At 68.7% G+C, this 14,281-nt stretch carries 14 protein-coding genes; 12 read left to right on the forward strand and 2 right to left on the reverse strand.

Annotated features, from left to right (window positions below):
* A partial coding sequence (locus KLP40_RS17660) for a sensor histidine kinase (RefSeq protein ID WP_215595155.1) occupies positions 1–1,429 on the reverse strand: 1,429 nt, incomplete at its 3' end.
* A gap of 223 nt (positions 1,430–1,652) precedes the next feature.
* Between KLP40_RS17660 and KLP40_RS17665 the strand changes: the two genes are divergently transcribed.
* The gene (locus tag KLP40_RS17665) at positions 1,653–1,961 is read left to right on the forward strand and encodes a thioredoxin domain-containing protein (RefSeq protein WP_215595156.1); all 309 of its coding nucleotides are present in this window, start codon (positions 1,653–1,655) and stop codon (positions 1,959–1,961) included.
* A 90-nt stretch (positions 1,962–2,051) separates the two neighbouring features.
* On the opposite strand, the gene KLP40_RS17670 is transcribed toward KLP40_RS17665, so the two are convergent.
* The gene (locus KLP40_RS17670; protein WP_215595157.1) at positions 2,052–2,432 is read right to left on the reverse strand and encodes a group III truncated hemoglobin; all 381 of its coding nucleotides are present in this window, start codon (positions 2,430–2,432) and stop codon (positions 2,052–2,054) included.
* A gap of 256 nt (positions 2,433–2,688) precedes the next feature.
* Here KLP40_RS17670 and KLP40_RS17675 point away from each other — a divergent pair, with 256 nt between their 5' ends.
* From KLP40_RS17675 to hemF, 11 genes are all read left to right on the forward strand, one after another.
* A complete protein-coding gene (locus tag KLP40_RS17675) occupies positions 2,689–5,250 on the forward strand; it encodes a heavy metal translocating P-type ATPase (protein WP_215595158.1) in 2,562 nt (853 codons plus the stop codon).
* A gap of 219 nt (positions 5,251–5,469) precedes the next feature.
* A complete protein-coding gene (gene ccoS, locus KLP40_RS17680) occupies positions 5,470–5,655 on the forward strand; it encodes a cbb3-type cytochrome oxidase assembly protein CcoS (RefSeq protein ID WP_215595159.1) in 186 nt (61 codons plus the stop codon).
* A gap of 70 nt (positions 5,656–5,725) precedes the next feature.
* Complete coding sequence (ccoN, locus tag KLP40_RS17685) at positions 5,726–7,927, forward strand: cytochrome-c oxidase, cbb3-type subunit I (RefSeq protein ID WP_215595160.1); 2,202 nt, start codon at positions 5,726–5,728, stop codon at positions 7,925–7,927.
* Positions 7,928–7,947: 20 nt separating this feature from the next.
* Positions 7,948–8,151 (forward strand): hypothetical protein, encoded by a 204-nt coding sequence (locus KLP40_RS17690; RefSeq protein ID WP_215595161.1) that lies wholly within the window; start codon positions 7,948–7,950, stop codon positions 8,149–8,151.
* On the forward strand, positions 8,145–8,468 hold the full coding sequence (locus tag KLP40_RS17695; protein WP_215595162.1) for a hypothetical protein: 324 nt from the start codon (positions 8,145–8,147) through the stop codon (positions 8,466–8,468). Before KLP40_RS17690 ends, KLP40_RS17695 begins: the two co-directional genes overlap by 7 nt.
* Positions 8,469–8,472: 4 nt before the next feature.
* Positions 8,473–9,336 carry a cbb3-type cytochrome c oxidase N-terminal domain-containing protein gene (locus KLP40_RS17700; protein WP_215595163.1) on the forward strand — a complete coding sequence of 288 codons (864 nt, stop codon included), beginning with the start codon at positions 8,473–8,475 and terminating at the stop codon, positions 9,334–9,336.
* Between the two features lie 242 nt (positions 9,337–9,578).
* On the forward strand, positions 9,579–10,994 hold the full coding sequence (gene ccoG / locus KLP40_RS17705; protein ID WP_215595164.1) for a cytochrome c oxidase accessory protein CcoG: 1,416 nt from the start codon (positions 9,579–9,581) through the stop codon (positions 10,992–10,994).
* A 52-nt stretch (positions 10,995–11,046) separates the two neighbouring features.
* Complete coding sequence (locus KLP40_RS17710) at positions 11,047–11,520, forward strand: FixH family protein (protein ID WP_215595165.1); 474 nt, start codon at positions 11,047–11,049, stop codon at positions 11,518–11,520.
* 85 nt (positions 11,521–11,605) lie between these two features.
* Positions 11,606–12,355, forward strand: coding sequence for a sulfite exporter TauE/SafE family protein (locus tag KLP40_RS17715; protein ID WP_215595166.1), 750 nt, complete (start codon positions 11,606–11,608; stop codon positions 12,353–12,355).
* 56 nt (positions 12,356–12,411) lie between these two features.
* Positions 12,412–13,290: a universal stress protein gene (locus KLP40_RS17720; protein WP_215595167.1), complete on the forward strand. Its 879-nt coding sequence runs from the start codon at positions 12,412–12,414 to the stop codon at positions 13,288–13,290.
* A gap of 56 nt (positions 13,291–13,346) precedes the next feature.
* Positions 13,347–14,270 (forward strand): oxygen-dependent coproporphyrinogen oxidase, encoded by a 924-nt coding sequence (gene hemF, locus KLP40_RS17725; RefSeq protein ID WP_215595168.1) that lies wholly within the window; start codon positions 13,347–13,349, stop codon positions 14,268–14,270.
* The last annotated feature ends 11 nt before the right edge of the window (positions 14,271–14,281 follow it).

Consider the following 14,281-nt stretch of genomic DNA (forward strand, 5'->3'; position numbering starts at 1 on the left):
GCTGGTCTTCCGCGGAGATGCCGATGCCCGGGTCCTGCACGCTGATGGTGAGCTGCCCGGCCCGGGCCTGGGCGCGCAGGTGCACCACGGCCGCGGGGCCGGAGTACTTGAGGGCGTTGGAAAGCAGATTCACCAGCACCTTGCGCAGCAGGGAGGCATCGAGCCAGAGCTGCTCGTCGCCGCTGAGGGCCAGTTCCACGCGCTGGCCGGGGCGGGCCAGGGGCTGCACGTCGGCCACGGTTTCGGCCAGCAGGGCCGGCAGGTGCACGCGGCCGGGCCGGGCCTGCACCTGCCCCTCCTCGATGCGCCCCACCGAGAGAAACTCCTCCAGGATGCTGTTGAGATGGTTCACCGCCTGGCGGATGCGGGTCAGCTGGCGCGGGCGGCGGGCTTCCAGCTCGGCCAGGGAGTATTTTTCGAGCAGGGCAACCGAGGTGAGCACCACCGTGAGCGGGGTGCGGAACTCGTGCGAGGCCATGCTCACGAAGCGCGACTTGAGCTCGCCCAGTTCCTGCTCGGCCTGCAGGGCCTGGGCCAGCTCCTGCTGGCGCTGCTCCAGCTGGGCCAGCGTGTGGGTCAGGGCCAGGGTGCGGTCGGCCACCTTCTGCTCCAGCTCGGCGTTGAGACGCTCCACGCGCCGGCGCTCGGCCACCAGGGCCTGGTCGGCCTGGCGCTGGGCCGTAATGTCGAGGATGTACGACACCACGAACAGCTCCTCATCGAGGTAGAAATAGCTCAGGCTGACTTCGACCGGAAACACGGAGCCATCCTGGCGCCGGCCTTCCAGCTCGCCGCGGTGGGCCCCCATGGCCCGCACCGAGGGGTTGGCGTTGAAGCCCTGGCGCAGCTGCTCATGGTGGCGGCCGGGTGCCGTGGGCACCAGCTGGTCGAGGCTGCGGCCGGGCAGCGAGCCGGGGGCATAGCCGAACTGCTGGTGGGCCATCTGGTTGGCCGACACCATGCGGCCGGCCCGGTTGCAGACAATGATGCCGATGGTGGCGCTGGCCACCACGGCCTCGAAGCGGCGCACGCTCTGGACCAGCTGCTGCTCGGCCTGGTGCAGGCGCTGCTGCCCGCTCAGGCGCACCAGCAGGTAGTCGTGGCCGTCGGCAGCGAAGGGCGTGAGCACCACCCGGGCCGGGAAGGTGCTGCCGTCGGCACGGCGGATGTCGGTATCGGTTTCAGCGTGGCCGTGCTGGCGGGCCCGGGCCAGGTGGGCCACCCAGGCGGTGCGGCCCAGGGCGGGGGCGTGGCCTAGGGGCCGGGGCGCGGCCAGCAGGGCGGCCTCGGAGGGGTAGCCCAGCAGCTGCACGCCGGCCGGGTTCACCTGTACTAGGCGGCCGCGGCGCACCGCCAGCACCCCCACAAAGCCGGGCGCGGCGGTGGTGGCGGCAGCAAGCAGGGCCTGGGAAAACGCGGCAGTGGGCATGAGGCGGAAAAGGCGAAAACGGAAGGCCGGCGCCGGGCAGGGCATACCAGCGCGAAGCCGGGCCGCCGCCGCCGGAAACCAGCCGGATGCGGCCGCAAAGTGCAACGAAACCACCAAAACACCGCATGACGAAGGTCACGCCCCCGGGTGATGCCGCTCATGGGCGGGCGGGGGCCGCGGCTGGTAGTTTTGTGGCTACCAACCCCTCCCCAGGCTTCTGCTCATGACTGTTCTGTCCTCCCCTCCGGTGCTGGCGCCCGAATCGACGGTGCTGCTGGTGCTGCTGCCGCTGGCCCCGCGCCCGGCCGACCTGCCAGCCGCGCTGGGGCAGCTGCAGCACCAGCTGGGCCCCCAAGTGCAGGTGCTGCGCATCGACGAAGCCACGCACCCCGCAGTGGTGCGCAGCTTCGGCACCACCGAGCTGCCGGCCTGCGTGCTCCTGCGCGACGGCGTGGAGCTGTGGCGACACCAGGGCCTGCCCAACGATGCCACCAGCCTGGGCAGCCTGCTCCGAACGCTGCACCCGGCCTAGGGCAGACAGACAATCAGGCACACGCGGCGGACTACGCACACGACATGTCCGCCCGCGCCACACGGCCCCGGCACGGCTACCGGCCGGCGGCTACTGCCCGCGCACCAGGGCCAACCGGCTCGAAAACACCTGCCCGATGTGGTGGGCGCGCAGCTTGGCTTCTTGGGCCACGGGGCCGGCAAACAGCTCGTCCACCGTCATGAAAAACAAGGCCAGCCAGCGCGCAAAGTGCGTGTGGTTGATGGGCAAGGGGAAGTGGTGGCGCAGCGGGTGGCCCTGGTAGCGGTTGGTGCGCAACAGCAGGCCGCTCCAGAAGTCGTAGAGGCGGGGCAGGTGCTCGGCCCAGTTCACCTGGGCTACGTCGTCGAAGATGGGAGCCAGCACGGTGTCAGCGCGTACTTTCTGGTAGAAGGTGTCCACCAGGCGGCGGATGTCGTCTTCGGTTTCGATATCGGCGGTGGGGTGGCTCATGTGCAGTAAGCCGGGTGGCAGCAATGGTTCATAGGTCGTCATGCTTCGACTGCGCTCAGTATGAAATTCTTACTTCATGCGCCAGGCTCCCCCTCTCCCCAAGGAGAGGGGGCTGGAGGTGGGGTTTCCGCTGCAAAGATGCCCGGATATTCCCGGCCGGCCCGCTGACGATAATCACGCCCCAGCGTGAGGCTTCTCATGGGGGGCGGGCAGAGCGAGCCGGAGCTTTGCGGCTGTACCATCCGGCCGAACTGTCGTGTCTGCTTCCGTACTTGAACGCCCGGCCACCCGCCTGGCCTGCACCCACTGCGGCGACGAGTGCCCGCCCGAACCCCTGCTGCTCGACGAGCAGCCCTTCTGCTGCGCCGGCTGCCGCACCGTGTACGAGCTGCTGGCCGCCCACAACCTCTGCACTTACTATGCCCTCGACGAGCGGCCCGGCCTGAAGGTGCAGGCGGTGGAGCTGCCCGGCCGCTTCGATTACCTCGACGAAGAAAGCGTGCAGGCCCAGCTGCTCAGCTTCCGCTCGCCTGAGCGCGCCCGCCTCACCCTGCACATTCCGCAGCTGCACTGCACCTCCTGCATCTGGCTGCTGGAGCAGCTCGGCCGCCTCGATGCCGGCATTGTGGAAGCGCGGGTGCAGTTTCTGCGCAAGGAAATTACCCTCAGCTACCGGCCCGACCAAACCAGCCTCAAGGCCGTGGTGCAGCTGCTGGCCTCGGTGGGCTACGAGCCGCAGATTACGCTGGCCGAGCTGGGCGCCCAGCCCCACCGCGCCAGCCGCACGCTCTACTACCAGCTGGGGCTGGCGGCCTTCGCCTTCGGCAACGTGATGCTGCTGGCCCTGCCCGACTACTTCTCGTGGGTGGAGGAGCTGCAGGCCGGTTTCGGGCGGTTTTTTGGGGTGCTGAGCCTGGCGCTGGCCCTGCCGGTGCTGCTGGTGAGTGCGCGGCCCTTCTGGCACTCGGCCTGGCTGGGCGTGCGCCAGCGCTACATCAACCTCGATTTTCCCATCACGCTGGGGCTGTTTTCCCTGTTCGGAGTGAGCACCTGGGAGGTGCTGCGCGGCACCGGGCCGGGCTACTTCGATTCGTTTACGGGCCTTATCTTCTTCATGCTCATCGGCAAGTGGGTGCAGCAGCGCACCTACGATGCCCTGCGCTTCGACCGCGACTTTACTTCCTACTTCCCGGTGGCCGTGACGCGCCTGCTGCCCGAGGGCGGCACCCGGTCGGTATCGGTGAAGGAGCTGCGGGCGGGGCACCGCATCCGGGTGCGGCACCAGGAAGTGGTGCCCGCCGATGCCGTGCTGCTGCGCGGCGCGGGCCAGATCGACTACGCCTTCGTGTCGGGCGAGAGCACGCCGGTGGCGCGCGCCTCGGGCGAACTGGTGTACGCCGGCGGCCGGCAGCTGGGCGAGGCCATCGAGCTGGAAGTGGTGCGCGAAGTCAGCCAGGGCTACCTCACCCAGCTCTGGAACAACCCTGCCTTCGCCAAAACCGACGCCGCCGCTACCCTGGAAACCTACGCCAACCGCGTGGGCCGCTACTTCGTGGCCGTGACGCTGGTGCTGGCCCTGGGTACGCTGCTCTACTGGGGCCCGCGCGACCCGGCGCTGATGTGGCAGGCCTTCACCTCGGTGCTCGTCATTGCCTGCCCCTGCGCCCTGTCGCTGGCCTCACCCTTTGCGCTGGGGGCCGCGCTGCGGGTACTGGGCCGCCACCAGCTCTACCTCAAAAACGGCACCGTAGTCGAAACCCTGGCCCGCGCCGATACGCTGGTATTCGACAAAACCGGCACGCTCACCGATGCCGGCCAGGCCGAAGTGCAGTACCACGGCCGCCCGCTCACGGCCGCCGAGCAGGCCCTGGTGGCCACCGCCGCCGCCCAATCCACGCACCCGCTCAGCCAGCGCCTGGCCCGCGAAGCCACCGGCCCCGCCGTAGCCCTGCACACCTGCCGCGAAGTGGCCGGGCAGGGCGTAGCCGCCGCTGCCGCCGATACGGCCGCCACCGTGCGCCTGGGCGCCGCCGCGTTCTGCGGCTTCGCCCCGACGGACCTGGCCGCCGCCGCGCCGACACCAACTTCCGGGGCCGCTCATTCCGCTGCTGCCGATGTGCCCTCCCAAGCCGCTGCTGCCGTTCCTGCTGCTGCCGGTGAAGCGCCTGCTCCGTTCGCCGCCGCCGGGGCCGTTGCCGCGCCCGAAACGCGGGTGTACGTGGCCCTGAACGACGAGCCGGCCGGCTACTACAGCTTTCACAACGTGTACCGCCCGGCGGTGCCCGCGCTGCTGGCCGGGCTGGCCGGGCTGGCCGGCCGCTACCGCCTGGCCGTGCTCTCGGGCGATACCGAGGCCGAGCGGCCCCGCCTGCGGGCCCTGCTGGGCGAGCGGGCCGAGCTGCGCTTCCGCCAGTCGCCGGCCGACAAGCTGGCCTACATTGCCGCCGAGCGGGCCCGGGGCCACACCGTGGTGATGGTGGGCGACGGCCTCAACGACGCCGGCGCCCTGCGCGCCGCCGATGCCGGCGTGGCCCTCACCGACACGCTCACCAACTTCTCGCCTGCCTGCGACGCCATTCTCGACGCCCGCGAGCTGGGCCGCCTGGCCACGCTGCTGGCCTTTGCCCGGGCCAGCCTGCGGGTGGTGCTCCTCACCTTCGGCCTCTCATTCTGCTACAACGGCTTCGGGCTGGCCCTGGCCGTGCAGGGCCGGTTCACACCCATCGTCTCGGCCATTCTGATGCCCATCAGCTCCCTGAGTGTGATGCTGGTAGCCACGCTGCTGGTGCGCCGCGCCGCCCGGCGGCTGGCGTTGTGACCTCCCCCCCCCGCCCCCCTCTCCTTAGGGAGAGGGGGAGCCTGGCGTAAGAACTGAGAATCGAGAAGTAAAAACGGAGAAGTCAGGCCCTCATGCTGAGCGCAGTCGAAGCATGATGACCTTATAGTCCCGTATCCCATCCAACCCCTAAACCACCCTCCATCGTCTGGCTCCCCCTCTCCACAGGAGAGGGGGCCGGGGGGTGAGGTGCTCTTCCCCATGACCATCATCTTCCTGCTCATCGGTATCAGTCTGACGGTGGCCCTCACGTTTCTGGGGGCGTTTTTGTGGGCCGTGCGCTCGGGCCAGTACGACGATGCCTACACGCCCGCCGTGCGCATGCTGTTCGAGGACGAGCCGGCGGCCCGCCCGGCGGGGCATGACATCAATCAACCCCGCCCGTAACGGCCGTCATGCCCGCCGGGGGGGACGCGCAGGACCTTTGGGCTACTGATTCACCCAAGCTTTCTGCGCAATGCAAGCCACCTCCCCGCCTCCCCTGACCGCCGCTGCGCCGCTGGCGCCGGACCGGCCCCGACCGGCGCTCGACACGTTTCTCTACGACAACCGGATTGTCCGCGACTTCGGCCTGGCCACCGTGTTCTGGGGCGTGGCGGGCATGCTGGTGGGCATCCTGGCCGCCTTTCAGCTGGCCCTGCCCGAGGCCAACCTGCACACCTCCTTCACTACGTTTGGCCGCATCCGGCCGCTGCACACCAACGCGGTCATCTTCGCCTTCGTCGGCAACGGCATTTTCATGGGCGTGTACTACTCGCTGCAGCGGCTGTGCAAGACGCCCATGTTTTCGCGGGTACTCAGCCGGGTACACTTCTGGGGCTGGCAGCTCATCATCCTGAGCGCGCTGATTTCGCTGCCGCTGGGCATCAGCACCAGCAAGGAGTACGCCGAGCTGGAGTGGCCCATCGACATTGCCATTACGCTGGTGTGGGTGGTGTTCGGCTGGAACATGTTCGGCACCATTGTGCGGCGGCGCGAGCGGCACCTGTACGTGGGCATCTGGTTCTACATTGCCACGTTCCTCACGGTAGCCGTGCTGCACATCGTCAACTCGATGGAGGTGCCGGTGACCTTCTTCAAGAGCTACTCCATGTACGCCGGGGTGCAGGATGCGCTGGTGCAGTGGTGGTACGGCCACAACGCGGTGGCTTTCTTCCTGACCACGCCCTACCTGGGCCTGATGTACTACTTCCTGCCCAAGGCCGCCGGCCGGCCGGTGTACTCATACCGCCTGAGCATCATCCACTTCTGGTCGCTGATTTTCATCTACATCTGGGCCGGGCCGCACCACTTGCTCTACACCGCCCTGCCCGACTGGGCCCAGAGCCTGGGCGTGGCCTTCTCCGTGATGCTGATTGCGCCCTCGTGGGGCGGCATGATTAACGGCCTGCTCACGCTGCGCGGCGCCTGGGACAAGGTGCGCGAGGAGCCGGTGCTCAAGTTTATGGTGGTGGCCGTGACGGCCTACGGCATGGCCACCTTCGAGGGCCCGATGCTGAGCCTCAAGAACGTGAATGCCATTGCCCACTTCACCGACTGGATTGTGGCCCACGTGCACGTGGGGGCCCTGGGCTGGAACGGCTTCCTCACCTTCGCCATGCTCTACTGGCTGTGGCCGCGCCTCTACCGCACCGCACTCTACTCCAAGCGCCTGGCCAACGTGCACTTTATGCTGGGCGTGTTCGGCATCCTGCTCTACGCCCTGCCCATGTACTGGGCCGGCTTCACCCAGGGCCTGATGTGGAAGCAGTTCAATGCCGAGGGCATGCTGCAGTACCCCAACTTCCTGGAAACGGTGCTCAGCCTCGTGCCCATGTACTACCTGCGCGGCATTGGCGGGGTGCTGTACCTGAGCGGTGTGCTGCTGATGGTGTACAACCTGTACCAGACTGCCCAGGCCGGCACGCTGCTGGCCCGGGAACCGGCCCAGGCCCCCGCGCTGCTGCCCGAAGCCCAGGACCCGCACGTGCAGCCCGGCCACTGGCACCGCTGGCTGGAGCGCCGCCCCTTCCAGCTGGCCGTGCTGGCCACGGTGGCCATCCTCATCGGCGGGCTGGTGGAGATGATTCCGACCTTCCTGGTGAAGTCCAACGTGCCCACCATTGCCTCGGTGCAGCCCTACCGCCCGCTGGAGCTGCAGGGCCGCGACCTGTACATCCGCGAAGGCTGCCAGAACTGCCACTCGCAGATGGTGCGCCCCTTCCGCTCCGAAACCGAGCGCTACGGCGAGTACTCGAAAGCCGGCGAGTACGTGTACGACCGGCCCTTCCTGTGGGGCAGCAAGCGCACCGGCCCCGACCTGCACCGCGTGGGCCGCAAGTACCCCCACTCCTGGCACTACAACCACATGCTGGACCCTACCAGCATGTCGCCCGGCTCCATCATGCCGCCCTACCCCTGGCTGTTCGACGACGCCATCGACTACCGCTCGCTGCCGAAGAAAATTGAGGTGCTCCGCGGCCTGGGCACGCCCTACCCGGCCGGCTTCGAGCAGCAGGCCGTGGCCGACGCCCGCCGCCAGGCCCAGGGCATTGTGCAGGAGCTGAAGAAAGAAGACATCGAGGTGAAATCCGACCGCGAAATCGTGGCCCTGATTGCCTACCTCCAGCGCCTGGGCACCGACATCAAGGGGAGGGCCGACTCCCCCGCCGCGCAGTAACCCTTAACGCCCGCTTTGCCATGGATAAAAACGTGCTCCAACACATTGCCGGCATCGAGCTGTACCCGCTCATCTCGCTGGCCATCTTCTTCCTCTTTTTTCTGGGCCTGCTCGCCTACGTGCTGCTGGCCGACCGCCGCCACCTGGGCCGCATGAGCGAGCTGCCGCTGAGCGCCGACGCTGAACCCGCTTCTTCACCTTTCACCCCTCAACCGCTATGCTAACCCGTCGCACCCTCTCGCTGATTTTTGCCGCCCTGCTCACCGGCTATTCTGCCGCCGCCCAAACTGCTCCTGCTGCGGCCGGCCCGCAGGGCACCGATGTGCTGTCGTGGGCCGTGTGGTGGGTGGCCGGCCTGGCCCTGCTCATGGCCATCATCACGGGCTCCTCCATTGCTTCGGCGGCCCAGCGCTACGGCGCCGAGGTGGCGGCGGAGGAAACCCCGGCTCCGCGGGCAGCCGAGCCGGTAGCCGCGGCAGCGCGTCCCCTGGCCCCGCAGGCGCGCCCGGTGGCGGCCCCGGTTGAATGCGTAGCTGCCTAATCGTATGCGTACCCTCCGAATCCTGCTGGGGGCGGCCGGGGCCGGGCTGCTGACGGCCGCCCCGGCGCTGGCCGCCGACACCCCGCCCGCCGCCGCCGGCCCCGACAACCGCCTCTGGCTGTTCTGGTTTCTGCTGAGCACGCTGCTGCTGGTACTGCTGATTTTCCTGCTTTTGTTCGTGGCAATGGTAGTGGCCCTGCGGCCGCAGCTGCGCAAGCTCTACGCCCTGCCCACCGTGCACGACTCCTGGAGCGGGCAGGTGCTGGGCCTGCTCATCGGCGATGCGCGCCTGGTGACGGGCCAGTACCGCGACGAGCAGCTCGACCACGACTACGACGGCATCCGTGAGTACGACAATGACCTGCCGCCCTGGTGGAAGTACGGTTTCTACTTCACCATCGTATTTGCCGTAGCCTACCTAGGCTACTACCACGTGAGCCAACGCGGCCAGCTGCAGACGGCTGAATACGAAACCGAGATGCAGCAGGCCGCCCTGCTGCTGGCTGCCACCCCCGACGACCCCACCAAGCTTACCACGTTCGCCGCCCTTACCGCCCCGGCCGACCTGGCCGCCGGCAAGAGCATTTTCGCCACCAACTGTGCGCCCTGCCACGGGGCCAACGCCGAGGGCAAAGTGGGCCCCAACCTCACAGATGCCTACTGGCTGCACGGCGGCGAAATCAACCACGTGTACAAGACCATCAAGTACGGCGTGACCAGCAAGGGCATGGTGGCCTGGAAGGGAAAGTTAGCCAGCAAGCAGCTGCTGCAGGTGGCCTCCTACATCGAGTCGCTGCAAGGCTCCAACCCGTCCAATGCCAAAGAGCCCCAGGGCGAGGAAGAAGCTCCCGCCGTGGCCAAGCGGTAGGCCCCCACGGGAACACTCCGGGGCCGGCCCCCTCTCCCGTGAAGAGGGGAGCCAGGCGGGCCTGAAAACCGGCCGCTTCCTGCCGGCCAGTGCCCCGAACGCGCCGCTGCCAGATCTGCGCCGCACCACATCATTTGCCTTACCTCTAGCCAGCCCGCCTGCTCCCTGCTATCGAGTCGTCCGGCTCCCCCTCTCCACGGGAGAAGGGGCCGGGGGGGGGGGGAGGTTACCACCAATCTGCCATGTCCACCACTGCCGTTTACGAGCCCGATGAAGACTTCCGCAACCACCTGTCGACGGTGGATGCGGCCGGTAAGCGGGTGTGGCTGTACCCGCGCAAGCCCAGCGGCCGGCTGTACCGGGCCCGCAAGTGGCTGAGCTACGGGCTGCTGACCCTGCTCTTTGCCGGCCCCTGGCTGCGCATCAACGAGCTGCCGGTGCTGATGCTGAACCTGCCGGCGCGGCGCTTCATCATCTTCGGGCAGATTTTCTGGCCCCAGGATTTCTTCATTCTGCTGGTAGGGGCGCTGGCCTTCGTGCTCTTCATCATCCTGTTCACCATCGTGTACGGGCGGGTGTTCTGCGGTTGGGTGTGCCCCCAGACCATCTTCCTGGAGATGGTGTTCCGGCGCATTGAGTACTGGCTGGAAGGCGACGCGCCCCAGCAGCGCGCCCTCGACCGCCGCCCGCTCGACTGGGACAAGCTCTGGCGCAAGACTACCAAGCACGCGCTGTTCCTGCTGATTTCGTTCCTGATTGCCAATACCTTCCTGGCCTACATCATCGGCTCCGATGCGCTGGTGCAGCTGGTGACGGACCCGCCCACGGCCCACCTGGGCGGCCTGGCGGCCATGGGGCTGTTCACGGGCGTGTTCTACGCCGTGTTTGCCCGGTTCCGCGAGCAGGTGTGCACCATTGCCTGCCCCTACGGCCGCCTGCAGGGCGTGCTGCTTGACCAGCGCAGCCTGGTGGTAGCCTACGACTACCAGCGCGGCGAGCCCCGCGAGAAGCTGCGCAAAAACCAGCTGCGCACCGCCGGCGACTGCATCGACTGCCACCAGTGCGTGCAGGTGTGCCCCACCGGCATCGATATCCGCAACGGCGCCACCCAGCTGGAATGCACCAACTGCACGGCCTGCATCGATGCCTGCAACAACATCATGGCTCTGGTGGAGAAGCCGCCGGGCCTGATTCGGCACGCCTCGGTGGCCGACATTGCCCAGGGCACGCCGTTCCGGTTCACCGGGCGCATGAAGGCCTTGAGCGCGGCGCTGGTGCTGGTGCTGGCCGGGCTCACGTTCCTGCTTGTGTCGCGCGCCAACGTGGAGGCGCGGGTGCTGCGCACGCCGGGCCAGCTGTACCAGAAAACCGGGCGCGGCAGCATCACCAACCTCTACAACCTCTCGGTCATCAACAAAACCAACCACGCCTACCCCATCACGCTGCGGGTGCTGGAGCCCGCGGGCGGCACCATCACGCTGGTGGGCACGCCGGGCGGGCTGCGGCTGCCGGCGCAGGGCATCGTGGAGGGGGTATTTTTCATCGAGCTGCCCCGCACGGCCCTGCACCAGACCAACCAGCCCCTGCGGCTGGGTGTGTTCAGCGGCGGCCGGCTGATGACTGAAACCCGCACCAAGTTTCTGGGCCCGGTGCAGTAGCCGCGCTGCCCGCTGCTTCGTCCATCCTCTCGCTTTTTCGCCGCTTCGCGCCATGGTCTCTTCCCCGCCCCGTTCTCGCAGCCGCTGGCCCCTGGCCATCGGGGCCGCGTTTGTGCTCTTCGCCACCTACATCGGCCTGATGGTGCAGCACGCCCTGCGCACCAGCGTCGACCTGGTCAGCCCCGACTACTACCAGCAGGAGCTGCGCTACCAGCAGCGCATGGAGGCCACCGCCCGCACCGCCGCCCTGCCCGCCCCGGTGCAGGTGCAGCTCGAGGCTGCCGCCCGGCGCCTGCGCCTGACGCTGCCCCCGGCCCTGGCCGGCCAGCCCGTGCGCGGCACCCTGCAGTTCTTCCGCCCCGCCGACCAGCGCCTGGATTTCACCCTGCCCTTCGTGCCCGCCGGGCAGCCCCCGCAGCAGGTTCTGAGCACCCGCGCCCTGCGCCCCGGCCACTGGCGCCTGCGCCTGGCCTTCAGCGCCGGCCCCCAGGAGTACTTCCTGGAAAGAGAGCTGACGATACACTAGCGCCTCACCTGCTGCCACTCCCGGCCCTGCTTTACAAAAGCACCGGGTATTCAAATAACCACTCACTCATTCACTCATTCACCACATGCTCTGGGCCGGTTTCTTGTTTGGATTGGTGGGCAGCCTGCACTGCGTGGGCATGTGCGGGGCCCTGGCCGTGGCCCTGCCGGGTACCGACGGCCCCCGCCGACGCTACGTGGCCGGGCGTGTGCTCTACAACCTGGGCCGCCTGACCACCTACGCGCTGCTGGGCGCGGCCGTGGGGGCGGTAGGGCAGGGGCTGCGGCTGGCGGGCTGGCAGCAGGGGCTGTCGGTGCTGTCGGGGGCGCTGGTGCTGGCGCTGGTGGCGGTGCCCGAGGCATGGCAGGCGCGGGCCGCCGCCGCCCTGGGCCTGGGCGCGGTGCTGGGCCGGGTGAAAGCGCGGCTGGGCTACTTCTACCAGCGGCCCGCGCTGGGTAGCCTGTACGCGGCCGGCATGCTGAACGGGCTGCTGCCCTGCGGCCTGGTGTACGTGGCCCTGGCCGGCGCCCTGAGCGTGCCCGGCGTAGCGGGCGGGGCTGCCTACATGGCCCTGTTTGGCCTGGGCACCCAGCCGCTGATGCTGCTGGTGGCGCTGGGCGGGCCGCTGCTGCCCTGGCACTGGCGGGGCCGGCTGCGGCGGGCCGTGCCGGCCCTGGCGCTGGGGCTGGCGGCGTTATTCATCGTGCGCGGGCTGGGGCTGGGCATCCCGTACCTGAGCCCGCGCCTGAGCGCCACCGTAGGCGCCCCCGCCGCGCCGGGTCGCCAGCAGCCGGCCTCCGTCACCTGGTGCCACGGCCCGGCCCCGCAGCCCTGAGTGGCGGCCTCCTTCATCATGCCTCGATTTTTCCTCCTCTAAAGCTTCCCCTACTTATGCCTACGCTGCTGGTTCCCATCGACTTCTCGCCCGCCTGCGAAAATGCCCTGCGCTACGCCAACAAGCTGGCCCTGCGCCTTGGGGCCGACATCGTGCTGGTGCAGGCCTGCCCCGACGCCCACCTGCACCCCGACCGCCAGGACAACGCCCTGCACCGCCTGCAGGCCCTGGCCGAGCGCCTACGCTACCAGCGGCTCACCCGCCAGAACGGCCGCCGCATCAACTACCATTACCACCTGTCCTCCGAGCCGCTGGCCGAGGGGCTGCAGGTGCTGGTAAACGGCTACCAGGCCGAGCTGGTGGTGGCCGGCCTCACGCTGCGCGACTGCGCCGCCCCGCCGCCCGCCGACGAGCCCCTGGCCCAGCTGCCCGAATTGGTGAGCTGCCCGGTGCTGCTGGTGCCGCCCGGCCACCACGAGCTGCCCGCCCGCGTAGCCCTCAACGCCGACTTTGAGCACTTCGATGCCGCCCGCTGGCTGCCGCGCGTGGCGGCCCTCACGCGGGCCGCCGGCGCCCGCTTCGAGCTGGTGCAGTTCTACGCCCCCGACCGCCGCGAGTGGCCCGCGGCCCAGAAGGCCCTGCAGGCTGCCGCCGCCCTGCTGCCCGCCGCCACGCCCCACCTGCTGCCCGAAGACGACATCCTGGAGGATTTCAGCGAGTTTGGCGAGCAGCACGAAGCGCAGCTGCTGGTGCTGGCCACTGCCGACGGCTGCCTCTCGCGCCGCTTCTGCCACCCCACCTTCCGCCGCACCAATGCCTACCACCTGCGCGTGCCGGTGCTGGTGCTGCCCACCGGCCGCCAGCCCTCGGCGGCCCGCTGTGCCCAGTGCGGGCTGCTGCAGGCCGCCGTTGAGCCTATTGCCCTTTCGTTTTAGTCCGCTACCTACGTGGCCGCGCCCACGGGCGGCCCTCACCCTTGCTTCCGCATCCCATGACCACTGTACTGCCGGCGGTTGAATCCGCCATTTACCGGGCCCGGGCCGAAGCCTGGATGAAAACCTTTCAGGACTGGCTCTGCCAGCAGCTCGAAGTCGCCGACGGCGGCGCCACCTTCCGCGAAGACCCCTGGACGCACGAGGAAGGCGGCGGCGGGCGCACCCGCGTCATTGGCGGTGGCCGGGTGCTGGAAAAAGGGGGCGTGAACTTCTCGGCCGTGTGGGGCCGCATGAGCGAGGGCGCCGCCCGCCAGCTGCTCATGCCCGACCCGGGATATTTCGCCACCGGCGTATCGGTGGTGCAGCACCCGCAGAGCCCCATGGTGCCCATCTCGCATATGAACGTGCGCTACTTCGAGGCCGGCAACGGCGAAGCCTGGTTTGGCGGCGGCCTCGACCTCACACCCATTTATGTGGATGAGGAGCAGGCCCGCTGGTTTCACCGGGAAATCAAGGCCGTGTGCGACCAGCATAACCCCACGTACTACCCGCGCTTCAAGCAGTGGGCCGACGACTACTTCTACCTGGCCCACCGCCAGGAAACCCGCGGCGTGGGCGGCATCTTCTTTGACCGCCTAACCGTGGGCCCGGATGGCACCTTTGGGGAGCTACTGGCCTTCGTGCAGGCCGTGGGCGAGGTGTACGGCCGCACCTACTCGGCCCTGATGCGCCAGAACGCCGACCTGCCGTACACCGAGCGCGAGAAGCAGTGGCAACTGGTACGCCGCGGTCGCTACGCCGAGTTCAACCTGGCCATCGACCGCGGCACCAGGTTCGGCCTCGAAACCGGGGGGCGCACCGAGAGCATCCTGATGAGCCTGCCCCCGCTGGCCGCCTGGCACTACGACTACCAGCCTGCCCCCGGCACCCCCGAAGCCGCCACCCAGGCCTGGCTGCACAAAGGTCTGAGTTGGGTATAACAACGATTCAG

The sequence above is a fragment of the Hymenobacter piscis genome, from assembly GCF_018760735.1.
Taxonomy (GTDB): Bacteria; Bacteroidota; Bacteroidia; order Cytophagales; family Hymenobacteraceae; genus Hymenobacter; species Hymenobacter piscis.